Consider the following 22,079-nt stretch of genomic DNA (forward strand, 5'->3'; position numbering starts at 1 on the left):
ACCCTGGGCAGGACCACCGTGTTGCCAATCAGGCACCAATCGTCAGACCGCGCACGCGAGCATGTCGTCGAGCGCGGCGGCGACCGAAGGACTGCTGGCGCATTGCAGGTCCAGCGCACGCACCTGGGTGATCATGTAGTCGATGAACACGCGGATACGCGAGGGCAGCTGCTGGCGGCTGAGGTAACAGATGTAGTGACCGCGATCGTCCGGCGCGTACTGTGGAAGACACGCCACCAGCCTGCCGCTGCGCAGGTGCTCGCATACCTGGTAGCCGGCCAGCTGCACCAGGCCCTGGCCGTCGAGCGCCGCGTCCATCAGGAGGTCCGTATCGTTGAAGGTGAGCATGGCCTTGGGCAGCACCTTGTGCGGGTGTCCTTCGACCTTGAATTCCCACTCGTGCAGACGCCCTGACGCCATCCGGAAGTTAAGGCAGTGATGATCCGCCAGCTCGGCAACGTTCCGCGGAAGGCCATACCCGGCGGCATAGGTCGGCGACGCACAGACGATCATCTGCATGGGAATCAGTTGCCGTGCGATCACCTGGCTGTCTTCCATCCGTCCGTTGCGGAACGAGACATCGATCTGGTCCGTCGTGAAATCGGCCATGTGGTCGTCAAGCAGGAGGTCCACGGCGATCTCCGGATAGAGGTCGCGAAAGCCACTCAGCAGCGGCGCGACGACCTTGCGACCGAAACCGACCGCCGAACTGATGCGAAGTTTGCCCCGTGGCGGCCCCTCTCGCAGTTCCTGCATGTCGGCCAGCGCCTGGGTGATGCGCTCGACGCCGGGCTTGCAGTTCTCGAAGAAGATCTCGCCTTCGCGCGTGAGCGAGTTGCTCCGGGTGGTGCGAATGAACAGTCGCGCGCCCACCTGCCCTTCCAGTTTCTGCACGCTGCGACTGACCGCCGACCGGCCGATGCCGAGGCGGTCGGCGGCCTTGGCGAAACTGCCCTCGTTAACCACCGCGATGAAGGCGATAACACCCGCGTAACTGGCGGAGAAGCTCGAGGCCAGTGCGTCTGCCGGCTCGGCAGCGGCGGGCCCTGGTAGGTTGATGGTCATGACGTGCCTCCGCGTTCTTTTTGCTCGTGGCGGACGGACTGGATGTGGGTACGGGCTTGCTCGACCAGCTCGCGGCAGCGAAGGGCATCGCGGCGTATCAACACCGCGACATCCTCCACACGCATGTCGAATACCTCGCTAAGGAGGAAGGCGACGCGTGCATCCGTAGGCAACTGGTCCAGTGACACCAGCAATCCCGCCCAGACCACATCGGGTGAGTCGTTTTGTTCGTCCATATCCAACAGACGCGGCAGCGCAGGAACTTGTGACGTGCCCGGGGAATGTTTTCGCGCCCCCACTGTGGGAGCCGCTTCAGCGGCGATAACCAGGTCGCCGCAACGCCGCAACGCCGGATCGCCGGATCGCCGGATCGCCGGATCGCCGATGAATCGGCTCCTACAGATCCATTGGTGTCTCTCGCGCAACACGGTGGTCCCGCTGACGGATCTACCGGGCATCACCGGCCATGCCTAACCTTTGCCTCATCCCATCTTCCCAATCGCTAACGAGGCAATCACATGCGTGTCGATTATCAGAAGCAGTCGCCGGAACTGTTCAAGAAGTTCCTCGACTTCACCATGGCGTTCGGCCATTCCTCGATCGAGGAGTCGACCCGCGAGCTCGTCGAGCTGCGCGTATCCCAGATCAACGGTTGTGCCTTCTGCGTGGACATGCACGCGAAGCGCGCCACGATCCATGGCGAACGCGCGTTGCGCCTGCACCATGTCGCCATCTGGCGCGAATCGAACCTGTTCACCCCGCGTGAGCGCGCCTGCCTTGCCTGGGCCGAAGTCCTGACGCAGATCCCCGCCCAGGGCGTTGCCGATGAGATCTATGAGCGCGTTCGGACGCAGTTGTCCGAGAAGGAAATATCCGACCTGACATTCTCTGTCATGGCCATTAACGGCTGGAATCGGGTGAACGTCGCTTTTCACGTCGAGCCCGGCATCTTCGACAAGGCCTACGGCCTGGATCAGTCCGGCCTCGCCTGAGGCCGCTCAAACCGGCGAGGCGTATCCCGCCTCGCTTTTCCCTCCTGCGAGGACATCCCCATGCGACATTTCAAGACACTCGCCCTGCTCCTGCTGGTGATCACCGGCAATGCCGCCGCCCATGACGCCGCCACCCATGGCGACACGACGGCGCCGCAGGCCAAGGTCACCGAGAACATGACCAGGCCCCTGCCCGACTTTCCGGGCAAGGAGATCCTCACCATCACGGTCGATTACCCGCCGGGGGCCGTGGATCCCGTCCACCGCCACGACGCGCACGCGATCGTCTATGTGCTCGAAGGCTCGATCATCATGGGCGTGAAGGGCCAGAAGGAGCAGGTGCTCAAGCCGGGCGACAGCTTCTATGAAGGCCCGAACGACATCCACACCATCGGCCGCAATGCGAGCAAGACCCAGCCTGCGAAGTTCGTGGTGTTCCTGCTGAAAAACCAGAACGCGCCGGTGCTTACCCCGGTTAACTGAAGCAGGGTTCGCCAAGACGGCGGCGGCTAGACTGACCCACCGTGTCACAACGACACGGCGACGAACGTCTTGGTCTCTATGAACGACGCAACCGCCACCTTTACCGCCCTCCGCTCCCGCCTGCACGGGATCGCCTACCGTATGCTCGGCTCGGTCTCCGAATCCGAGGATGTCGTGCAGGACGTCTGGCTCAGTTGGAACGAGGCCAACCAGGCTGCGATCGCAAACGCCGAGGCGTGGCTGGTGACCACCACCACCCGGCGCTCGATCGACCGCCTGAGGGCGGCGAAGGCGCGCCGTGAGCACTATGCCGGCATCTGGTTGCCGGAGCCGGTGCTGACCGAAGACCCGGCTACCCCCGAATCCCTGCAGGAGCTGTCCAGCGATGTGTCGGTGGCCTTCCTGCTTCTGCTCGAACGGCTCACTCCCGAGGCGCGCGCGGCCTTCCTCCTGCGCGAGGTGCTCGATTCGGACTATCCGGAGATCGCGCAGACCCTGGGCAAGAGCGAGGCCGCGTGCCGGCAGCTCGTCCACCGGGCCAAGGATCAGATTCGCGACGAACGCCCCCGCCAATCGGTGACGCCCGACTTCCACCGCCGGCTCATGCACCGTTTCGCCAGCGCGTTGTCCGCGGGTGACTTTCCCGCCATCCGCTCCATGCTCGCCACCGACGCCGTGCTGATGGGCGATGGCGGTGGCAAGGTCACCAGCTTCCCGAAGCCCATGCTCGGCGGCCAGCGTATCGCCCAGCTCTTCTACGCGGCGAACCTGCGCTACAAGTACGGCATGCGGTTGCAACTTGCGACCATCAATGGCGAAGCCTCGCTGCTACGCTTTCTCAACGGTGAGCTCGAGTCCGTGCAGACTTACGTGGTAGATGGCGAGCACATCACGCAGATCCACATACAGCGCAACCCCGACAAGCTCGAGCGCATCCTGCAGTCCCTGAATTAGCAACAGAACTGTGGGAGCCGCTTCAGCGGCGATGGGTGCTCGCGATAACCCTGTGGGAGCCGCTTCAGCGGCGATGGGTGCTCACGGCAACCTGGCCCGCTGCCGCGGGATCGCCGATGAATCGGCTCCCACATCGCCGATAAATCGGCTCCCACATGGCCGATGAATCGGCTCCCACATGGCCGATGAATCGGCTCCTACATCAGCTGTAGCGGACTTTCTCGATCGAGTAGGTCTTTACGCCATTGGGGGCGGTGAAGTCGAACTCGTCGCCTTCGCTCTTGCCGATCAATGCACGAGCGATCGGCGACGACACTGCGATGAGGCCCTTCTTGATGTCGGCTTCGACATCGCCAACGATCTGGTAGGTCACTTCGGTATCGGTGTCGACGTCGATCAGGTCGACGATGGCGCCGAAGACGATGCGCTTGCCGACCGTCAGACGCTCAGTGTCGATGATTTCCGAGTTCGACAGCGCCGCTTCCAGCTCGGCGATGCGCCCCTCGTTGAAGCCGTGTTCCTCGCGGGCGGCGTGATACTCGGCATTCTCCTTCAGGTCACCGTGCGCACGCGCTTCGGCTACGGCCGCGATGATCGCCTGGCGCTTCGGCCCCTTCATGTGTTCCAGCTCCAGACGCAGCCGATCGGCGCCTTTCTGGGTCATGGGAGGACGGCTGCTCATGCGTTCAGCTCCTTATGCAGTTCCTGCAGGCTGTTCACCTCGCCATTGGCGTGGAAGTCGAGCGAATGCACCAGGGCACGCGCGCCGGCGACCGTCGTCGAATAGGTGACGCGCTGCTGCAGCGCTTCGCGGCGGATCGAGAACGAATCGGAGATCGCCTGCTTGCCTTCCGTCGTGTTGACGATATAGACCACCTCGCCGTTCTTGATCAGGTCGACGATGTGCGGACGGCCTTCGAGCACCTTGTTGATGCGCTCGCACGCCACGCCGTTGTCCTGCAGGAACTTGGCCGTACCCGAGGTGGCGACTACCACGTAGCCACGCTCGACGACGTCCTTCGCGATCGGCAACAGACGGTCCTTGTCGGCATCGCGTACCGACACGAACACCTTGCCCTTCGGCGGCGCCTTGATGCCAGCGGCCTCGTGGCCACGTGCGAAAGCGGCACCGAACGTGCGGCCCACGCCCATCACCTCACCGGTGGAGCGCATCTCGGGGCCGAGGATCGGGTCCACATTCTGGAACTTCAGGAACGGGAAGATCGCTTCCTTGACCGAGTAGTACGACGGGATGATCTCCTTGGTCGTGCCCTGCTCGATCAGCGTGCGACCGGCCATGGCGCGCGCGGCGATCTTCGCCAGCGACATGCCGGTGGCCTTGCAGACGAAGGGCACCGTGCGCGAGGCGCGCGGGTTCACTTCGAGGATGAAGACGTCGTCGCCCTGGATGGCGAACTGCGTGTTCATCAGACCGATGACCTTCAGCTCACGCGCCAGCAGGGTGACCTGGCGGCGCATTTCGTCCTGCACTTCCTGCGACAGCGAGTACGGCGGCAGCGAGCACGAGGAGTCGCCTGAGTGCACGCCGGCTTCCTCAATGTGCTCCATGATGCCGCCGATCAGCACGTTGCCGTCGGCATCGGCGACGATGTCCACGTCCACTTCCACCGCGTGGTCGAGGAAGCGGTCCAGCAGCACCGGCGATTCGTTCGACACCTGCACGGCCTCGCGGATGTAGCGCGAGAGATCCGAATCGGCATGGACGATTTCCATGGCGCGGCCACCGAGCACGTAGCTCGGGCGCACCACCAACGGGTAGCCGATCTCGCGAGCCAGGGCCAGCGCCTCATCGGCGTTGCGCGCCGTGCGGTTCGGCGGCTGCTTCAGGTTGAGCTTCTCGATGAGCTTCTGGAAGCGCTCACGGTCCTCGGCCAGGTCGATGGACTCGGCGTTGGTACCGATCACCGGCACGCCGGCCGCTTCGAGTGCGCGCGCCAGCTTCAGCGGGGTCTGGCCGCCGTACTGCACGATGACGCCCTTCGGCTTTTCGAGGTCGACGATCTCGAGCACGTCTTCCAGCGTCAGCGGCTCGAAGTACAGGCGGTCGGAGGTGTCGTAATCGGTTGAGACGGTTTCCGGGTTGCAGTTGACCATGATGGTTTCGAAACCATCCTCGCGCAGGGCGAGCGCTGCATGCACGCAGCAGTAGTCGAACTCGATACCCTGGCCGATACGGTTCGGGCCGCCGCCGAGCACGATGATCTTGTCGCGGTTGGTCGGGTTCGCTTCGCACTCTTCCTCGTACGTGGAATACATGTACGCGGTGGTGGTGGCGAACTCGGCGGCGCAGGAGTCGACGCGCTTGTACACCGGGCGAACGCCCAGCGTGTGGCGCAGGTGACGCAATGCGTTCTCGTCCGTGCCGACCAGTTCGGCCATGCGTGCGTCCGAGAAGCCCATGCGCTTGAGTTCGCGAATGCGACCCGCGTTGAGCGCCGTGAGACCCTGGCGCTGCATCTCGCCTTCGGTCATCACGATGTCTTCGAACGCGGCGAGGAACCAGGGATCGATGCGCGTAAGGTCGTGCACTTCTTCCAGCGACAGACCGGCGCGGAAGGCGTCGGCCACGTGGAACACGCGGTCCGGACGCGGCTCGCGCAGTTCGCGCTTGAGCGTCAGGAAGCCTTCTTCGCTGCCGATGTCCAGGCCGGTCGGGTTGAGGCCGGTCTTGCCGATTTCCAGGCCGCGCAGGGCTTTCTGCAGCGACTCGTGGAAGGTGCGGCCCATCGCCATGACTTCACCCACCGACTTCATCTGGGTGGTGAGGCGCGCGTCGGCGGCCGGGAACTTCTCGAAGGCGAAGCGCGGAATCTTGGTGACGACGTAGTCGATGGACGGCTCGAACGACGCCGGCGTAAGGCCACCGGTGATGTCGTTGCGCAGTTCGTCCAGCGTGTAACCCACGGCGAGCTTGGCGGCGACCTTGGCGATCGGGAAGCCGGTGGCCTTCGAGGCCAGCGCCGAGGAGCGCGACACGCGCGGGTTCATTTCGATGACGACCACGCGGCCGTCTTCGGCATTGATGCCGAACTGTACGTTGGAACCGCCGGTGTCGACGCCGATCTTGCGCAGCACCGCGATGGAGGCGTTACGCAGGCGCTGGTATTCCTTATCCGTAAGCGTTTGCGCCGGGGCGACGGTGATCGAGTCGCCCGTATGCACGCCCATCGGATCGAAGTTCTCGATCGAACAGACGATGATGCAGTTGTCCGCCTTGTCGCGGACCACTTCCATCTCGAATTCCTTCCAGCCCAGCACCGACTCTTCGACCAGCACTTCGTGCACGGGCGAGAGCTCGAGGCCACGGCCGACGATCTCGATGAATTCTTCCTTGTTGTACGCGATGCCGCCACCCGAACCACCGAGCGTGAAGCTCGGGCGGATGATGGTCGGGAAGCCGACGGTGGTCTGGATTTCCAGCGCCTGTTCCATCGTGCGCGCGACTTCCGCCTTCGGGCAGTCCAGGCCGATATCCGCCATGGCGTGACGGAACAGGTTGCGGTCTTCGGCCATGCGGATGGCTTCGCGCGACGCGCCGATCAGCTCGACGTTGTACTTCTCGAGGACGCCGTTGTCGGCGAGGTCGAGTGCGCAATTGAGGCCGGTCTGGCCGCCCATCGTCGGCAGCACCGCATCCGGGCGCTCCTTGGCGATGATGCGTTCCACGGTCTGCCAGTTAATCGGCTCGATGTAGACGGCATGCGCCGTCTCCGGATCGGTCATGATCGTCGCCGGGTTCGAATTGACCAGGACGACGCGGTAACCCTCTTCCTTCAGCGCCTTGCAGGCCTGGGCGCCGGAGTAGTCGAACTCGCAGGCCTGGCCGATGACGATCGGGCCGGCACCGATGACGAGGATGGTCTTGATGTCTGTGCGCTTGGGCATGGTTTCTCTCGCGAATCGAAGCGGATGGTTGAGTGGGCGGCTAGCGGCGCGTCAGGACGCGCGCTTGGCCTTGTGCTCTTCCATCGAGGCGATGAACGTGTCGAACAGGTAGCCGACGTCTTCGGGACCAGGGCTCGCTTCCGGATGTCCCTGGAAGCAGAACGCCGGGCGATCCGTGAGCGCGAAGCCCTGCAGGGAGCCGTCGAACAACGAGGTGTGCGTCACGCGAACGTTGGCCGGCAGCGTCGCGGCGTCCACCGCGAAGCCGTGGTTCTGCGAGCTGATCAACACGCGACCGGTGTCCAGGTCCTTCACCGGGTGGTTCGCGCCGTGGTGACCGAACTTCATTTTCAGCGTCTTCGCGCCGATGGCCAGCGCCATGATCTGGTGACCCAGGCAGATGCCGAACACCGGGATCTTCGTTTCGAGGATCTGTTTGGTCGCCTCGATCGCGTAGTCGCAGGCGGCCGGATCGCCCGGGCCGTTGGCCAGGAAGATGCCGTCCGGATTCATGGCGAGCACGTCGGCGGCCGGCGTCTGCGCGGGCACCACGGTGATGTCGACGCCGCGATGGGCCAGCAGGCGCAGGATGTTCTGCTTCACGCCGTAGTCGTAGGCCACCACGCGGAATTTCTTCGGCGCGTTGAAGAAGGCCTGTTTGTCGAGGTCGTAGGTGCCCTCGCTCCACTGGTAGGTCTTGGTGGTGCTGACCACCTTGGCCAGGTCCATGCCGTTGAGGCCGGGGAAGGCCTTCGCCTTGGTCACCGCGGCATCGACGTCGATGGACTCACCGGCGACGATGCAGCCGTTCAGGGCGCCCTTCTCGCGAAGGATGCGCGTAAGGCGGCGCGTGTCGATACCGGCGATGGCCACGACGTTCTGGCGCTCGAGGTAATGCGGCAGCGGCTCGGTGCTTCGCCAGTTACTGGCCAGGCGCGGCACGTCACGGACGATCAGGCCCGCCGCATGGACGCGGTCGGCCTCGACGTCGACGTCGTTGGTGCCGGTGTTACCGATATGGGGGTACGTCAGGGTGACGATCTGGCGGGAGTACGAGGGATCGGTCAGGATTTCCTGATAACCGGTCATGGCGGTGTTGAACACCACCTCGCCAATCGTTTCGCCTCGTGCACCGACCGAGTGGCCGTGAAAAACGCTGCCGTCTTCGAGAGCAAGCAGAGCAGGAGTACGCATGATGGGCCGCCTTCAGGTGCAGCAAAGCCCGCAAGCCTGCTTAGAGCGGCTCGTGGGCCTTGGGGATAAGGGATCGTTGGGCGGGTATGAATGATAGGTGTGAAGGGGCGTTTTGTCCATCGGCAAACGCTGAATGGCGGCGTAGGAAAAATCGCTGGCAACCCTTCATGACACGATACAATACCGTCCGAGGTACCTAGCCGAGATTCGCCCGCATGCTGCTCGACCCCGCCCGTCTGGAGCGACCCGACACCGATATCCGGCATGAGCCGTTTTCGTTCATGATCGCGCACGGCCAGTTACCGGACGAATCGCGCAACGAACTGGAGCGCGATTTCCCCCAGTACACCAGCGCGGGGTTCTTCCCGTACGACGCCAGCGACTGCGGCCCGTCGGTGAACGAGCTGGTCGAACAGATGACCTCGCGGGCGTTTTCCTCGGCTATCGGGCGCCATCTGGGCATTCCGGGCCTGGAGGACTACCCCACCCTGGTCACCCTTTGCCGGCTGCTCAACCGCCGCCACGGCACCATCCACACCGACAGTAAGTCGAAGATCGCCACCGCGTTGATCTACCTCAACCCGATGTGGCCGGACACCAGCGACGGCTGCCTGCGCTTCCTGGCCTCCATCGACAATATCGACAACACCGTGGCGCCGGAGCTCAAGCCGCTCTACGGCGAGTTCGCGGTGTTCCGTCGCGCCGAGAACTCCTTCCACGGCCACCTGCCTTACGAGGGCGAGCGCCGGGTCATCCAGGTCGCCTGGCTGACCTCCGAGGAAGAAAAGGCCCGCAAGACCAAGCGGGGCAAATTCTCCCGGGTCTTCAAGAAGATCTTCGGCAAGCTGGACCGCCAGCACGGCGCCGGCCGCGACCGCAGCGCCTCCCACCCGGATTGAGTGTAGGAGCCGGCTACTGCCGGCGATGTAGGAGCCGGCTACTGCCGGCGATCCCGCGGCAGCGGGCCAGCGCGCCGCGAGCACCCATTCGCCGCTGAAGCGGCTCCCACAAGGAGCCAGTTCACCGCCACCTCAGTGGGTACCGAACCACCACCCCACGAACACCGCGAAGACCCCATAAAGCCCGCCAATCGGCATCAGCCAGCGCGCTTCCACCGCCCCCCGGCGGAACATCGCCCACAGCGCGATCACCGCCACCATCGTGATGGCGCCAGCCACGATCAGGGGCGTATCGAACAGCCACGGGGTAGCGAACAGCGCCAGCGAGCTGGGAATCGTCGCCTGGATCATCATGGCGCCGGAGATGTTCGCCAGGGCGAGGCGCTCCTTGCCCTGCCGCACCCAGATCAACGCATTCACCGTCTCCGGCAGCTCGGTGGCGACCGGGCTCAGCACCAGGGCGACGATATGCGGCGAAAGGTGGAAGAACTCGCCGAACGCCTCCAACTGCCAGACGAAGGTGCGCGAGGCGATGGCGATGACGACCAGCGCCAGACCCGTCTGCAGCATCACCCAGTTCATCGAGGGATTGGCGTCGTGCGGGCGGAAGGTGAGCGGTTCGAGTTCGTCCTCGCCTTCGGGCGCGCTGGTGTCGTCGCGCATCTCGCGCCAGACGTAGGCGACGTAGGCCAGCAGGAACAGCACGCCGAGCCAGGGCTTCCACGCAAAGGCCACGAGGCCGAGCCCGACCTTGACCACGAAGATCGCCAGGAACCAGGACTGGTCCCGGGCCAGGCGCTTGTTGTCAACGCGCACCCGCAAGTCAGGTCTTTTCAGACGCTTACGGCCCGCATATAAAGCGAATCCGACCACGGCGTAGGCAATCGTAGCGAGCACCAGTGGACCGCCGAGGGCAGCGCCGACGCCGATGTCCTTCGCTTCAGGGGTCTTGCCAAACATGACGGCGACGAAGGTCACCGCGCTTTCCGGCAGGGCCGTGCCAAAGGCGGCAAGCACCGTACCCGTAGCCGTGGCGCCAAGGTTGAGCTTGCGCCCGAACCATTCGACGCCATTGACGAAGTATTCGCAGGCGAAATAGATAGCCCCGGCCGAAACCAGGAACAGAAAGCATGTCAGCAGCATGTTTTATCTAAGGCCGGGCGAGCGAGTTAATACCGATGGCACAGCCACACCGCTCGCCCGGCCCGGGTAAGCATGTCGCTGGCCAAAGGTCTCGCCGGGCGGGCAGCGCACTCTCCGGGCGCTGTGCCGTTCGCGCCATGGGGCACGAGGCCACCAAGTGTGTTGACGCGAACTCCTCGGGGACGAGGATGGCTACTCCCCAATGACTTCGGCGCGGATGTTAACACGCGCTCGAGGTTTCGTTGAGAAGCATTTGCGGAGGGGGGAGTGGTGTAGGAGCCGATTCATCGGCGATCCCGCGGCAGCGGGGCAGTCTCTCGCCAGCACCCAATCGCCGATGAATCGGCTCCTACAAGGGCCAGCGACGCCAGGCCGGCAATCTCACATCTTGCTGGCGATCACGTCTTCGATGGACCAGGTCCCCGGCGCCCTGCCAGCAATCCAGTTAGCCGCCTCGAGCGCCCCGCGCGCAAAAATCGACCGGTCGGTCGCGCGGTGGGCCAGCTCGATCCGCTCCCCCTGCCCCATCAACAACGCCTGGTGCTCGCCGACGATGTCGCCGCCGCGCACTACGGCAAAGCCGATCGTGCCGGCTTTACGCGCACCCGGGCGACCTTCGCGCGCATACACCGCCAGTTCTTCCAGCGTAGCGCCACGACCCGCGGCAGCCGCATGACCCAGCGCCAGCGCCGTACCGGAGGGAGCATCCTCCTTGCGACCATGATGTGCCTCGACGATGTCGAGATCCCAACCGGGCAGCGCGGCAGCGGCCTCACGCAACAGGCGCGTGAGCACAGCCACGCCCAGGCTGAAGTTGGCCGCGCGCAGCACGGCGATGCGTTCGGCCGCCTTGGTCAGGCGGTCTTCCAGAGCAGGCTCAAGGCCGGTGGTGCCGGTGACGAGTGAGGCACCCGAGGCTTCGCAGTAATCGAGCGCGGCGCCGAGGCCCTCGGGGCCGCTGAAGTCGATGACGACATCGATATCACCGGCGTCGGTCCAGTCGGTGAAACGCAGCGCCGAGACATCGCCGAAAGCGGCTTTGCCGATCCGGGGCGATCCCGACGAAACGATGGCGCGCACGAGTTCGAAGCGATCGTCGTCCCGCACGAGGCCAAGCAGCGCGGTGCCCATACGGCCGGAGGCGCCGCTGATGGCGAGACGGGCGGGACGGGTCATGGATGGAGGCCTTCGGAGAGTGGGAAGGCAATCCTAGTCGATGGCTGCGTTGTGTGGGAGCTGTCCTGATTAATGTGGGAGCTGTCCTGATTAATGTGGGAGCCGCTTCAGCGGCGATGCCTTACGGCTATACCGCTCCGTTGGCTTTTCGCCGATGAATCGGCTCCCACACGTTACTTCTCAGGAAGTCACTTTCGACCAGAAATCCTTGACGCCATCGATGAAGGTGGTCGAGCGCGGCGTGTGCTTCGCAGCGTCTTCACCGACAAAGGTGGCTTCGAGCTGCGTGAGCAGATCGCGTTGTTCCTTGGTCAGGCGTACCGGCGTCTCGACGACCACCGTGCAGATGAGGTCACCGGTACGACCGCCGCGAACCGACTTCACACCGCGACCGCGCATGCGGAACTGGTGGCCGGTCTGTGTCTCGGGCGGCACGCTGACCGGGATCTCGCCTTCGAGGGTCGGCACCAGCAGGTCGGTACCGAGCGCCGCCTGGGCGAAACGGATCGGCACTTCGCAATACAGGTCGCTGCCATCGCGCTGGAAGATGGCGTGCTCGCGCACGCGCACTTCCACGTACAGATCGCCCGACGGTGCACCTGCGGGACCGGCTTCGCCCTGCCCGGTGAGGCGGATACGGTCGCCGTTGTCGACGCCGGCCGGAATCTGCACGGACAGCGTGCGCTCTTCCTCGATACGGCCTTCGCCGTGGCACTTCTTGCAGGGCTTGTCGATCTTCTGGCCAGAGCCATGGCAGGTCGGGCAAGCCTGCTGGATAGAGAAGATGCCGTTCTGCATGCGCACGCGGCCGTGACCGGCGCAGGTGCTGCACTTGGACACCTTGCCGTCTTCCGAACCGGAACCGTTGCAGTGGTGGCAGTTGACCTGGGTCGGCACTTCGATCTTTTTCTCGACGCCGAAGACGGCTTCCTCGAGATCCAGATCCATCATGTAGCGCAGGTCGGCGCCACGACGCGCACGCTGGCGACCGCCGCCACCGCCGCCGAAAATGTCACCAAAGATGTCGCCGAAGATATCGCCGACGTCGCCGAAACCGGCGCCACCGCCACGACCGAACCCGCCGCCTTCGAAGGCGGCGTGTCCGTGCTGGTCGTACATCGCGCGCTTCTGCGCGTCGGCCAGCACTTCGTAAGCCTCTTTGGCTTCCTTGAATTTGTCGATCGCTTCCGGATCGTCCGGATTGCGGTCAGGGTGGTACTTCATCGCGACGCGACGAAAGGTCTGCTTGAGGTCGCCCTCGGTCACGGTGCGTTCCACACCGAGAATTTCGTAGTAGTCGCGCTTGGCCATTACACGTGTACTTTCCCTGGACGGACGAACGCACCGACGGGTTGCCCCTCGGCGCGATCGTTCCGGTTAACCGTCGGTACCGCGCCGCGGGCATCGGGCCCGCGGCGCGTCATTACATGCCGAAGACGAATTACTTCTTCTCGTCCTTGACTTCGGTGAACTCGGCGTCGACCACGTCGTCAGGCTGGGCCGAACCGCCGCCCGGCGCCGACTGCTGCGCGGTGTCCTGCGCGCCGCCCGACTGGGCTGCGGCGGACAGAGCCTGCGCCACCTGCTCGAGGTTGGTGATCTTCGACTCGATCGCGTCCTTGTCTTCGCCGGCCAGTGCCTTCTCCAGCTCGGAGACGGCACCGTCGATACCAGCAAGCTGCTCGGCCGGGATCTTGCCGCCGTGCTCCTTGAGCTGGCTACGCGTGGCATGGACGAGCTGGTCGCCACGGTTACGCGTCTGCACGAGCTCGTGGAACTTCTTGTCTTCTTCGCGGTTCGCTTCGGCGTCCGCGACCATGCGCTGGACTTCCTCTTCCGAGAGGCCCGAACCGGCCTTGATCTCGATCTTCTGTTCCTTGCCGGTGTCCTTGTCCTTCGCCGACACGTGCAGGATGCCGTTGGCGTCGATGTCGAAGGTCACTTCGATCTGCGGCTGGCCACGCGGTGCCGAACGAATACCGGAGAGGTCGAACTTGCCCAGCGACTTGTTCGCGTTGGCACGCTCGCGCTCGCCCTGCAGCACGTGCACGGTGACGGCGGTCTGGTTGTCGTCAGCCGTGGAGAAGGTCTGCGAGGCCTTGGTCGGCACCGTGGTGTTCTTCTCGATCAGCTTGGTCATCACGCCACCCATCGTCTCGATACCGAGCGACAGCGGGGTGACGTCGAGCAGGAGGACGTCCTTGACGGTACCGCCCAGCACGCCGCCCTGGATCGCGGCGCCGACGGCGACGGCTTCATCCGGGTTGACGTCCTTGCGCGGCTCGCGGCCGAAGAAGTCCTTCACGGCTTCCTGCACCTTGGGCATGCGGGTCTGGCCACCGACGAGGATAACCTCGTGGATGTCAGAGATCTTCAGGCCGGCGTCGTTCAGCGCGGTGCGGCACGGATCGATCGTGCCCTTGACCAGGTCTTCCACCAGCGACTCGAGCTTGGCGCGGGTCAGCTTGATGTTCAGATGCTTCGGACCCGAGGCATCGGCGGTGACGTACGGCAGGTTCACGTCGGTCTGGTGGGCCGAGGAGAGCTCGATCTTCGCGCGCTCGGCGGCGTCCTTCAGGCGCTGCAGGGCGAGCTGGTCCTGGCGCAGGTCGATGCCCTGCTCCTTCTTGAACTCTTCGACGAGATAGTCGATGACGCGGTTGTCGAAGTCCTCACCACCGAGGAAGGTGTTGCCGTTGGTGGACAGCACTTCGAACTGCTTCTCGCCGTCGACGTTGGCGATCTCGATGATCGAGACGTCGAACGTACCGCCGCCCAGGTCGTACACGGCGATCTTGCGGTCGCGCGCGTCGGTCTTGTCCAGGCCATAGGCCAGTGCGGCCGCGGTCGGCTCGTTGATGATGCGCTTGACCTCGAGGCCGGCGATCTTGCCCGCGTCCTTGGTGGCCTGGCGCTGGCTGTCGTTGAAGTACGCCGGCACGGTGATGACGGCCTCGGTCACGGCCTCACCGAGGAAGTCTTCGGCGGTCTTCTTCATCTTCATGAGGACCTTCGCGGACACTTCCTGCGGGGCCATCTTCTTGCCGTCGGCGGTCTGCACCCAGGCGTCGCCGTTATCGTGTGCAACGATGCCGTAGGGGACCAGCTTCAGGTCTTTCTGGACTTCCGCGTCGGTGAACTTGCGGCCGATGAGGCGCTTCACGGCGTAGAAGGTGTTCTTGGGATTGGTCACGCTCTGGCGCTTGGCCGGCGCGCCCACGAGCACTTCGTTGTCCTTGGTGAAAGCCACGATGGACGGCGTGGTGCGATCGCCCTCTGCATTCTCGATGACCCGTGCGGACGAACCTTCCATCACTGCTACGCAGGAGTTGGTTGTACCGAGGTCGATACCGATGATCTTGCCCATAGTCACGTTGCTCCGAATTTCATGCGGCCCCCGCGGCCGCGACTGTTTTGGAAAATGGGGGTAACCCCCATCGATTCAATATCTTTGGTGAAGCTGTTCAGTTGTCGCGCACCACGGCGACGAGCGCCGGACGCAGCAGACGGTCGTTCAAGACGAAGCCCTTCTGGACCACGGCGACGACGGTGTTGGGCGCGTGCTCGTTCGAATCGACCGAGCTGATCGCCTGGTGGTGCTCCGGATTGAACGGCTGGTGTAGCGGATCGACCACGGAAAGCCCGTTGGACTGGGTCACCTTCTCCAGCTGCTTCAGCGACATATCCAGACCTTCGCGAAGTGTCTTCGCATCCGCGGCCTGATTGGCCAGGCCCAGGGCGATGCCGTCGTACACCGGCAGCAACTCGGCAAGCAGCTTCTCGTTGGCGAAGCGGCGGGCCTGGTCGATATCGCGCTGCATGCGGCGACGCTGGTTCTCGATCTCCGCCTTTTCGCGCAGCACCGTCTCGCGCGCCTGGGCGAGCTCGGCTTCCATCGCGGCCAGCTTGATGTTCAGGGCCTCGATCTCGGCATTGACGCCGTTGTCGGCCACACCGCCGTCCTGCGCCGGATCCGGCACGTGGGGATCGTTGTTTTGCATTACTTGCTCCAAATGTCAGCGTACCGACCCCTCCGAGGAAGGGTCGAACATTCGCGGGAAATACTAAACCCGCCTCCCGTGGCGGTTTATGAGGTCGCCGCGGCGCGATTCAAGGCGTCGCTAAGCAGTGAGGCGGTGGCTTGTACCACCGGAATCACCCGCTCATATGCCATACGCGTCGGTCCAATAACTCCGATCGCGCCGAGCATGCGGCCGTTCGTGCCGTAGGTGGCGGTGACGATGCTGCAACCGTCGAGGGCCGAAAAACCGGACTCCTCGCCGATGAACAGGCGTACGCCAGGGGCTTTGACGCACATCTCCATCAGCTGAAGCAGGTCGCGCTTCTGCTGGAAGGCGTCGAAAAGGTCGCGGAGCCGCTCGATATCGGCCAGCTCGGAATAGCCCATCAGGTTGGTCTGGCCGCTCACCAGCACGTCGTCAGCGTCCTCCTCGGAGCTGAACGAGGCAGTGGCCAGTTCGACCACACCGGTGAGCAGGCGATTGAGCTCGCCGCCGGCTTCACGCAACTCGGTGGCCAGATGCGCCCGGATATCCACCAGGCGGAACCCGGCGAACTGGGCATTGAGGTAGTTGGCCGCCTGCTCCAGCTCAGCCGATTCGAGCGGCCGGGCGAGCTGGACCACGCGGTTCTGCACCTGGTTGTCGGAAAACACCAGGATCACCAGCACCCGGGCGTCGGGCAAATTGACGAAATCGATGTGTCGCAGCGGAAAGTCGCCCTGGCGCGGCACCGTGACCACGCCGGCGAAGTGGGTCATCGCCGAAAGCAGGTGCGAGACGTTGCCGAGCAGGTCGCGCGTGGTCGTCTGGTGCGGCGGCAGGCCGCCCTGCAGGCGGGCCATCTCGTCGCGCGGCAGCGGCTTGAGCTCGAGCAGGCTGTCGACGAACAGGCGCAGGCCGCGCGGCGTGGGGATTCTTCCGGCCGAGGTATGCGGCGAGGCCACCAGCCCGGCTTCTTCGAGGTCGGCCATGATGTTGCGGATGGTCGCGGGGCTGACTTCCAGGCCCGACGACTTCGCCAGCGTGCGTGAGCCGACCGGCTCACCATCTGACAGGTATTGCGAAATCAGGGTACGCAGCAGCCGGCGCGCGCGTGCATCGATGTCGTGACCGGAAAACGGATTCATGCGCGTGGATGGGCCGGAGGGTTGGTTCGTCCGGCTATCAATAAGGTCTCGACGCTCCTGATGCAAGTCTCGGCTTCTGCGACGCGCCTGCCGCTACAATCGGCGCGATTCCATCCGCCGCCATCGGTAGCCATGCTCACCTCGCTCTACGTCCGTCAGTTTGCCGTCGTCGAAGAAGCCGAGATTGCCTTCGGGCCAGGGCTCACCGTGGTCAGCGGCGAGACCGGCGCCGGCAAGTCCCTGCTCGTGGACGCCCTGATGCTCCTGGCCGGCGCCCGCGCCGACAGCGGCATGGTGCGCTCGGGCAGCGATCGCGCCGAGCTGGCCGCGGAATTCGACCTCAAGGGTTTGCCCGAGGCCACCGACTGGCTGCGCCAGGAAGAACTGGACGATGGCGAGACCTGCCAATTGCGCCGCGTCATCCGCGTCGAGGGCAGCTCGCGTGGCTGGATCAACGGCCGCCCTGCCAGCCTCGCGCAGATGTCGGCGCTGGCCGCGCTCATCGTCGAGATCCACGGACAGCACGAACACCAGGCCCTGCTTTCGCGCCAGCACCAGATGGCCCTTCTGGACGCCTACGCCGGCAACGAGATGCTCCAGACCAGCGTTCGCGAGACCGCGAAGTCGTGGCGTGAGGCCGTCGCCCGCATCCGCACGCTCTCCGGTGGTGACGATCGCGAGCGCCAGATCGAACTGCTCGCCCACGAACTGGAAGAACTGGATCGCTGGGCCCTGGTCCCCGCCGCGCTGGAAGAGCTCGAAGCGCAGCATCGCCGCCTGGCCAACGCCGGCCGGCTGGCCGAAGGCGCCAACGGCGTGGTCGAGATCCTCGATGGCGAGAGCGAGTTCGCGGTCGGTCGCGCCCTGCTCCGCGCACACGCCGAGCTGTCGCGCCTGGCCGAGCTCGACGCTTCTTTAGTGCCGACCCTCGAGCTGCTCGATAGCGCCCAGATCCAGGTGGGCGAAGCCGTGGACGGTCTGGGCCGCTACGCGCAGGATGTCGAACTGGACCCGGAGCGCCTTGCCGAAGTCGACACCCACCTCACGCATCTGCACGATCTCTCGCGCCGCTACCGGCTGCCGATCGAGGAACTGACGGTGAAGGCCGAAGAGGTCCGCGAGCGCCTGGGCGAGCTCGAAGGCGCCGGTGATGCCCTGGATCGCCTCGGCCGCGAGCGGGATCGCCTTCATAAGGCGTATGACGAAGCGGCCGCCGCTTTGTCGGCCGCGCGTTCCGCTGCCGCCGGTCGCCTGGGCACCTCGGTCGCAGCGCTGATGGGCGAGCTCGGCATGGCCGGCGGTCGTCTGGAAGTCTCACTGGAACGCGTGGAAGGTGACGAGCCCGACCCGCAGGGCCGCGAGCGTTGCGAGCTGCTGGTCAGCGCCAATCCCGGCCAGCCGCCGCGTCCGCTGCGCAAGGTCGCCTCGGGCGGCGAACTCGCCCGCATCAGCCTGGCTATCGAAGTGGCCACGCTGGGCAACGACAACATCGGTTGCATGATCTTCGACGAAGTGGACACTGGCATCGGCGGCGCCGTGGCCGAAGTGGTCGGCCAGAAGCTGCGCGCCCTCGGCGAAAAGGTCCAGGTGATGTGCGTCACCCACCTGCCGCAGGTGGCCGCGCAAGGCCACGCGCATCTGCAGGTCGCCAAGGAAAGCGACGGCGAAGCCACCCGCACGCGCATCCGCACGCTGGATGCCGCCGGCCGCCGCGACGAACTCTCGCGCATGCTCGGCGGCGTGGAAATCACGAAAGAGACCCGCGCCCACGCCAAAAAGATGCTCGACCGCGCCCAAGGCTAACGCCTGGCGCAGGCGCCGTAACCGACCGGCCGACGACGCCCTAACCGACCGGCCGACGACGTTGTAGGAGCCGATTCATCGGTGAAAACCAGATTGCGGGAAGCCAATCAGGCCCTGATCAGCCCCCGCTCCTGAGCCATCCGGTAAAGGTCGAGTTCCGACCCCGCATTGAGCTTGTTCATCACCGCGGCGCGGTGGATATAAATCGTCTTCTGCCCGATGCCCAACTCCGCCGCCACCTGCTTCGGCGCCCGGCCAGCGGCCAGCAACAGGAAAACCTCGCGCTCGCGCGCCGTCAGCCTGCTGAAGGGATCGAGGTCCACCGACGACCGCCCCGAGCGACGCTCGCGCAGATCCGAGCTCAGGTACTGCTCGCCACCCAGCACCGCACGAACCGCCACCACGAGTTCCTCGGGGGCCACACCCTTGGTCACGTAACCGTGCGCACCACGACGCAAAGCCTCGGAAACGTAAGGCTCGCCGTCGTGCATGCTGAGCACGACGATCTTCATGTCCGGGGAAATGCTCTTCAGATGCTCGATCAGCGGCAGGCCGCTGCCATCGGGCAGCGACAGGTCCACCGCCACCAGGTCGGGGCGATGCTGGGTGACCGCATCCACGGCCTCGTCGGCATTCCGGGCCTCGGCGACGACGTCGAGGTCAGATTCCAGCTCGATGAGGCGTTTGAAACCCTCACGAACGATGGCGTGGTCATCTACAAGGACGATTCTTGGCATGGACAGAATGTAACAGGCTCGCCCGACGCGTGCGTATGGGTGGAAGCGTGCAACGGCATCTGAGGTTCGCCGTGTAACATTCGCCGAATGCGACTTAATGCCGTCTCCCGGTTCGCCGGCCCCCTGTTTGCCCTCCTTTACGGCGCGGCCTGGATCCTGCTGTGGCCGACGGAACAGCCTTATTGGGTGCTGCCGTTCGGCCTGCGGTTTGGCGCCCTGCTTCTCATGCGCACCCGCAACTGGTTCTGGATCCTCGGTGCCGAGATTCTCGCCAGCGCCTTCTGCGAGTGGCGCAGCGGCCTGCCGATCGGCGGCGCTGGCTTCGTGCTGGGCGACGCACCCGAACCGCTGATGGTCGCCGCCTGCCTCTGGCTGCTGCGCCGGGCGCATTTGCACGCCAGCCTGAACACCCCGGAGGACGTCGCCCGCCTGCTGCTGTCGGCCATGGTCACCGCCACGGTCGCCACCGCCGGTAATGCCGCGATGATGGCCTCGCTGCACCCGGCCGCGCCGGTGGAAATGCTGGGCACCACCTTCGGCAGCGACCTGCTCGGCAACTACCTGGGTGTGTTGCTTGTCGTGCCGGTGATGATCCTGACCTTCCGCGAACGGCCCACCCAGTCCGCCCTCGCCGAACTGATGCTCGACGGCCTGCTGGTCATGCTCCCCTCGCTGGCCATCCTTATCACCCTCGCCGAATACTCGCCCCAGCCGCAGTTCGCCCGTGTGCTCTCGCTGGCACCGGTGCTGTTCTTCGCCTTTCGCCATGGCTGGCGCGGTGCGGGCCTGGCCATGCTGATCACCAGCGTGGGCCTCAATGTCACTGAAGACATGATCGGTCGCGGCGCGCCGACGGCCGCCGCCCATCTGTTCCTCGCCGTGGCCGGCACCGGCACGCTGATGCTCGGCGCCGCTACCGACGCCCTGCGCCGGAGCAGCGAGCGCGTCGCACAACAGAACACGCACCTGGCGGCCGCCAACCAGCGCCTCGACCAGCTCGCTCGCCAGCTTCGCGACGCCGCCCGCGGCAACCTCCAAGCCGAGGAAGACCTGCGCAAGCACATGGCCGCCGAGCTGCATGACGAACTCGGCCAGAACCTCACCGCCATCCAGACCCACCTGAAGCTGGCCCAGGCCAGGCTCGGCAGCGCCGGCCTGGACGACATCGGCGCGTCCATCAACGGCATCCTCGGTCACATGCGCCGGGCCCTTCATAAGATGCTCGACAGCCTGCGCCCTTCGGTCCTCGATGAATTCGGGCTGCTGCGCGCGCTCGACGAAGGCCCGGTACGCGACATGCTCGCCGCCGCCGGCATTCACTATGTGACCGACCTGCGGGGCGAACCGCGGCTGCTCGACGACGAAACACTTACCGCGATCTACCGTGTCGTGCAGGAAAGTGCGACCAATGTGGTGCGCCATTCAGGTGCGAAGGAACTGAAATTGCGGCTACGCATCGGACTACGCGACAGCGGACCGGTGGCCATTCTGGACATCCGCGACGACGGTACGGGCCTGCCCTCTACACCTAGGCCGATTCGCACAGACGGTGGTGGGCGCGGCCTACAGGGAATGAGCGACCGCATCACCGCCTTGGGTGGCATCTTCCGCATCCGTCCCGAGCCAATCGGATTACACCTTCGGGTGTTGCTTCGCAGCACAAGTATCGGAACTACCATAGGAAATTTTCCGATACCGGGTCGGTGAACGCTTCGTTACGATTCCGTCATCGATGTGGGGGAGCCGCCGTCGAGAGACGGTGAGCCCAGGTCGGTCGTGGGGACGATCGACCTGATGAGGCGACAGGATGTCAGCCTCGCCGATGCGAAGTGGTGAAACGTGGATCCCGCGAGCAACTCGCGATTCACGAACCATGGAAACATCGGATCAAGCCGCTGGTGGACAGGAGTCCGCCAGCGGCGTTTTTATTGGGCGAACGAAAAGGCCCCTGATTTGTGTAGGAGCCGCTTCAGCGGCGATAACCAGGTCACCGCACCACCCATCGCCGGCATAGCCGGCTCCCACAATAGCCGGGTCCCAGAACAGCCGGCTCCCACAAAAGCCCGCCCCACCAAAAGAAAAAGGCCCCCTCTCGGGAGCCCTTCTCACCTGCCAAGCCGGAAAACCCCGCCTCAGCGTTTCTTCTTCGGCCGCACGTACAGCACCAGGCTGTGATCTTCGATCACATACCCATGCCGTTCCGCAATTTCATGCTGGAGGCGTTCGATCTCCTCGCTGATGAACTCGATGACCTTCCCGCTGTCCACATCGATCATGTGGTCATGATGCTTGCCGCGGTCCAGCTCGTAGACGGCCTGCCCACCCTCGAAGTTGTGCTTCATGACGATGCCGGCAGCTTCGAACTGGGTCAGCACCCGATACACCGTGGCAAGCCCGATGTCTTCCTGGTGCGCAAGCAGACGCTTGTAGATATCTTCGGCGGTCAGGTGGCGCTCGTCCGCCTCCTCGAAGATCTGCAGGATCCGCATGCGTGGATGTGTGACTTTGAGCCCTGCTTTACGGAGCTCTTTTGTTTCCTGGTCCATATAGACCCCCTCGCGGTGCCGTCAGGCGCTTA

Annotated in this window: 19 protein-coding genes and 1 riboswitch; of the genes, 6 read left to right on the forward strand and 13 right to left on the reverse strand. The window is 64.7% G+C overall.

Going from position 1 to position 22,079, the window contains the following annotated elements; translation table 11 throughout:
* Positions 1-42: 42 nt before the first annotated feature.
* Together C8J98_RS13795 and C8J98_RS22065 are read right to left on the reverse strand one after the other, a co-directional pair.
* Positions 43-1,065: a LysR family transcriptional regulator gene (locus C8J98_RS13795; RefSeq protein ID WP_107913786.1), complete on the reverse strand. Its 1,023-nt coding sequence runs from the start codon at positions 1,063-1,065 to the stop codon at positions 43-45.
* A complete protein-coding gene (locus C8J98_RS22065) occupies positions 1,062-1,490 on the reverse strand; it encodes a hypothetical protein (RefSeq protein WP_158272711.1) in 429 nt (142 codons plus the stop codon). Before C8J98_RS22065 ends, C8J98_RS13795 begins: the two co-directional genes overlap by 4 nt.
* A gap of 93 nt (positions 1,491-1,583) precedes the next feature.
* Between C8J98_RS22065 and C8J98_RS13805 the strand changes: the two genes are divergently transcribed.
* The 3 genes from C8J98_RS13805 to C8J98_RS13815 all read left to right on the forward strand — a co-directional run bounded on the left by C8J98_RS13805 (position 1,584) and on the right by C8J98_RS13815 (position 3,494).
* Positions 1,584-2,057 carry a carboxymuconolactone decarboxylase family protein gene (locus C8J98_RS13805; protein ID WP_107913788.1) on the forward strand — a complete coding sequence of 158 codons (474 nt, stop codon included), beginning with the start codon at positions 1,584-1,586 and terminating at the stop codon, positions 2,055-2,057.
* A 60-nt stretch (positions 2,058-2,117) separates the two neighbouring features.
* The gene (locus C8J98_RS13810) at positions 2,118-2,540 is read left to right on the forward strand and encodes a cupin domain-containing protein (RefSeq protein WP_107913789.1); all 423 of its coding nucleotides are present in this window, start codon (positions 2,118-2,120) and stop codon (positions 2,538-2,540) included.
* A 78-nt stretch (positions 2,541-2,618) separates the two neighbouring features.
* Positions 2,619-3,494, forward strand: coding sequence for an RNA polymerase sigma-70 factor (locus tag C8J98_RS13815; RefSeq protein ID WP_107913790.1), 876 nt, complete (start codon positions 2,619-2,621; stop codon positions 3,492-3,494).
* Positions 3,495-3,696: 202 nt separating this feature from the next.
* Here C8J98_RS13815 and greA read toward each other — a convergent pair whose 3' ends face one another.
* The 3 genes from greA to carA are packed head-to-tail and all read right to left on the reverse strand — an operon-like array spanning position 3,697 to position 8,594.
* Positions 3,697-4,176 (reverse strand): transcription elongation factor GreA, encoded by a 480-nt coding sequence (gene greA / locus C8J98_RS13820; protein WP_107913791.1) that lies wholly within the window; start codon positions 4,174-4,176, stop codon positions 3,697-3,699.
* A complete protein-coding gene (carB, locus tag C8J98_RS13825) occupies positions 4,173-7,400 on the reverse strand; it encodes a carbamoyl-phosphate synthase large subunit (RefSeq protein ID WP_107913792.1) in 3,228 nt (1,075 codons plus the stop codon). Before carB ends, greA begins: the two co-directional genes overlap by 4 nt.
* A gap of 51 nt (positions 7,401-7,451) precedes the next feature.
* Positions 7,452-8,594 (reverse strand): glutamine-hydrolyzing carbamoyl-phosphate synthase small subunit, encoded by a 1,143-nt coding sequence (carA, locus tag C8J98_RS13830; RefSeq protein WP_107913793.1) that lies wholly within the window; start codon positions 8,592-8,594, stop codon positions 7,452-7,454.
* A 215-nt stretch (positions 8,595-8,809) separates the two neighbouring features.
* Here carA and C8J98_RS13835 point away from each other — a divergent pair, with 215 nt between their 5' ends.
* A complete protein-coding gene (locus tag C8J98_RS13835; RefSeq protein ID WP_107913794.1) occupies positions 8,810-9,493 on the forward strand; it encodes a 2OG-Fe(II) oxygenase in 684 nt (227 codons plus the stop codon).
* 132 nt (positions 9,494-9,625) lie between these two features.
* Here C8J98_RS13835 and C8J98_RS13840 read toward each other — a convergent pair whose 3' ends face one another.
* The 6 genes from C8J98_RS13840 to hrcA form a co-directional block, all read right to left on the reverse strand.
* Positions 9,626-10,636: a sodium:calcium antiporter gene (locus C8J98_RS13840; protein ID WP_107913795.1), complete on the reverse strand. Its 1,011-nt coding sequence runs from the start codon at positions 10,634-10,636 to the stop codon at positions 9,626-9,628.
* 37 nt (positions 10,637-10,673) lie between these two features.
* Positions 10,674-10,849, reverse strand: a riboswitch (yybP-ykoY riboswitch).
* A 168-nt stretch (positions 10,850-11,017) separates the two neighbouring features.
* Positions 11,018-11,812 (reverse strand): 4-hydroxy-tetrahydrodipicolinate reductase, encoded by a 795-nt coding sequence (gene dapB, locus C8J98_RS13845; RefSeq protein WP_107913796.1) that lies wholly within the window; start codon positions 11,810-11,812, stop codon positions 11,018-11,020.
* 180 nt (positions 11,813-11,992) lie between these two features.
* A complete protein-coding gene (dnaJ, locus tag C8J98_RS13850) occupies positions 11,993-13,123 on the reverse strand; it encodes a molecular chaperone DnaJ (protein WP_107913797.1) in 1,131 nt (376 codons plus the stop codon).
* A 130-nt stretch (positions 13,124-13,253) separates the two neighbouring features.
* Complete coding sequence (gene dnaK, locus C8J98_RS13855) at positions 13,254-15,179, reverse strand: molecular chaperone DnaK (RefSeq protein WP_107913798.1); 1,926 nt, start codon at positions 15,177-15,179, stop codon at positions 13,254-13,256.
* Positions 15,180-15,276: 97 nt separating this feature from the next.
* A complete protein-coding gene (gene grpE / locus C8J98_RS13860; protein ID WP_107913799.1) occupies positions 15,277-15,813 on the reverse strand; it encodes a nucleotide exchange factor GrpE in 537 nt (178 codons plus the stop codon).
* Between the two features lie 86 nt (positions 15,814-15,899).
* Positions 15,900-16,961 carry a heat-inducible transcriptional repressor HrcA gene (gene hrcA / locus C8J98_RS13865; RefSeq protein ID WP_107913800.1) on the reverse strand — a complete coding sequence of 354 codons (1,062 nt, stop codon included), beginning with the start codon at positions 16,959-16,961 and terminating at the stop codon, positions 15,900-15,902.
* Positions 16,962-17,093: 132 nt separating this feature from the next.
* Between hrcA and recN the strand changes: the two genes are divergently transcribed.
* The gene (gene recN / locus C8J98_RS13870) at positions 17,094-18,764 is read left to right on the forward strand and encodes a DNA repair protein RecN (RefSeq protein WP_107913995.1); all 1,671 of its coding nucleotides are present in this window, start codon (positions 17,094-17,096) and stop codon (positions 18,762-18,764) included.
* Between the two features lie 107 nt (positions 18,765-18,871).
* On the opposite strand, the gene C8J98_RS13875 is transcribed toward recN, so the two are convergent.
* Complete coding sequence (locus tag C8J98_RS13875) at positions 18,872-19,501, reverse strand: response regulator transcription factor (RefSeq protein WP_107913801.1); 630 nt, start codon at positions 19,499-19,501, stop codon at positions 18,872-18,874.
* Positions 19,502-19,588: 87 nt separating this feature from the next.
* Here C8J98_RS13875 and C8J98_RS13880 point away from each other — a divergent pair, with 87 nt between their 5' ends.
* Positions 19,589-21,208 carry an MASE1 domain-containing protein gene (locus tag C8J98_RS13880; protein WP_107913802.1) on the forward strand — a complete coding sequence of 540 codons (1,620 nt, stop codon included), beginning with the start codon at positions 19,589-19,591 and terminating at the stop codon, positions 21,206-21,208.
* Positions 21,209-21,633: 425 nt separating this feature from the next.
* Here the strand turns inward: C8J98_RS13880 and fur are convergent, their stop codons facing one another.
* Complete coding sequence (gene fur / locus C8J98_RS13885) at positions 21,634-22,047, reverse strand: ferric iron uptake transcriptional regulator (protein WP_046965876.1); 414 nt, start codon at positions 22,045-22,047, stop codon at positions 21,634-21,636.
* Positions 22,048-22,079 lie beyond the last annotated feature (32 nt).

The sequence above is a fragment of the Luteibacter sp. OK325 genome, from assembly GCF_003050935.1.
In the GTDB taxonomy this organism is placed as follows: Bacteria; Pseudomonadota; Gammaproteobacteria; order Xanthomonadales; family Rhodanobacteraceae; genus Luteibacter.

What these genes read in the sequence shown, in the direction of transcription:
- C8J98_RS13805 (WP_107913788.1), top strand. Translation starts at nt 1,584, where the DNA reads ATGCGTGTCGATTATCAGAAGCAGTCGCCGGAACTGTTCAAGAAGTTC.
- hrcA (WP_107913800.1), bottom strand. Translation starts at nt 16,961, where the DNA reads ATGAATCCGTTTTCCGGTCACGACATCGATGCACGCGCGCGCCGGCTG.
- greA (WP_107913791.1), bottom strand. Translation starts at nt 4,176, where the DNA reads ATGAGCAGCCGTCCTCCCATGACCCAGAAAGGCGCCGATCGGCTGCGT.
- C8J98_RS13835 (WP_107913794.1), top strand. Translation starts at nt 8,810, where the DNA reads ATGCTGCTCGACCCCGCCCGTCTGGAGCGACCCGACACCGATATCCGG.
- fur (WP_046965876.1), bottom strand. Translation starts at nt 22,047, where the DNA reads ATGGACCAGGAAACAAAAGAGCTCCGTAAAGCAGGGCTCAAAGTCACA.
- C8J98_RS13875 (WP_107913801.1), bottom strand. Translation starts at nt 19,501, where the DNA reads ATGCCAAGAATCGTCCTTGTAGATGACCACGCCATCGTTCGTGAGGGT.
- dnaK (WP_107913798.1), bottom strand. Translation starts at nt 15,179, where the DNA reads ATGGGCAAGATCATCGGTATCGACCTCGGTACAACCAACTCCTGCGTA.
- C8J98_RS13880 (WP_107913802.1), top strand. Translation starts at nt 19,589, where the DNA reads ATGCGACTTAATGCCGTCTCCCGGTTCGCCGGCCCCCTGTTTGCCCTC.
- C8J98_RS13810 (WP_107913789.1), top strand. Translation starts at nt 2,118, where the DNA reads ATGCGACATTTCAAGACACTCGCCCTGCTCCTGCTGGTGATCACCGGC.
- carB (WP_107913792.1), bottom strand. Translation starts at nt 7,400, where the DNA reads ATGCCCAAGCGCACAGACATCAAGACCATCCTCGTCATCGGTGCCGGC.
- C8J98_RS13840 (WP_107913795.1), bottom strand. Translation starts at nt 10,636, where the DNA reads ATGCTGCTGACATGCTTTCTGTTCCTGGTTTCGGCCGGGGCTATCTAT.
- dnaJ (WP_107913797.1), bottom strand. Translation starts at nt 13,123, where the DNA reads ATGGCCAAGCGCGACTACTACGAAATTCTCGGTGTGGAACGCACCGTG.
- dapB (WP_107913796.1), bottom strand. Translation starts at nt 11,812, where the DNA reads ATGACCCGTCCCGCCCGTCTCGCCATCAGCGGCGCCTCCGGCCGTATG.
- C8J98_RS13815 (WP_107913790.1), top strand. Translation starts at nt 2,619, where the DNA reads ATGAACGACGCAACCGCCACCTTTACCGCCCTCCGCTCCCGCCTGCAC.
- grpE (WP_107913799.1), bottom strand. Translation starts at nt 15,813, where the DNA reads ATGCAAAACAACGATCCCCACGTGCCGGATCCGGCGCAGGACGGCGGT.
- carA (WP_107913793.1), bottom strand. Translation starts at nt 8,594, where the DNA reads ATGCGTACTCCTGCTCTGCTTGCTCTCGAAGACGGCAGCGTTTTTCAC.
- recN (WP_107913995.1), top strand. Translation starts at nt 17,094, where the DNA reads ATGCTCACCTCGCTCTACGTCCGTCAGTTTGCCGTCGTCGAAGAAGCC.
- C8J98_RS13795 (WP_107913786.1), bottom strand. Translation starts at nt 1,065, where the DNA reads ATGACCATCAACCTACCAGGGCCCGCCGCTGCCGAGCCGGCAGACGCA.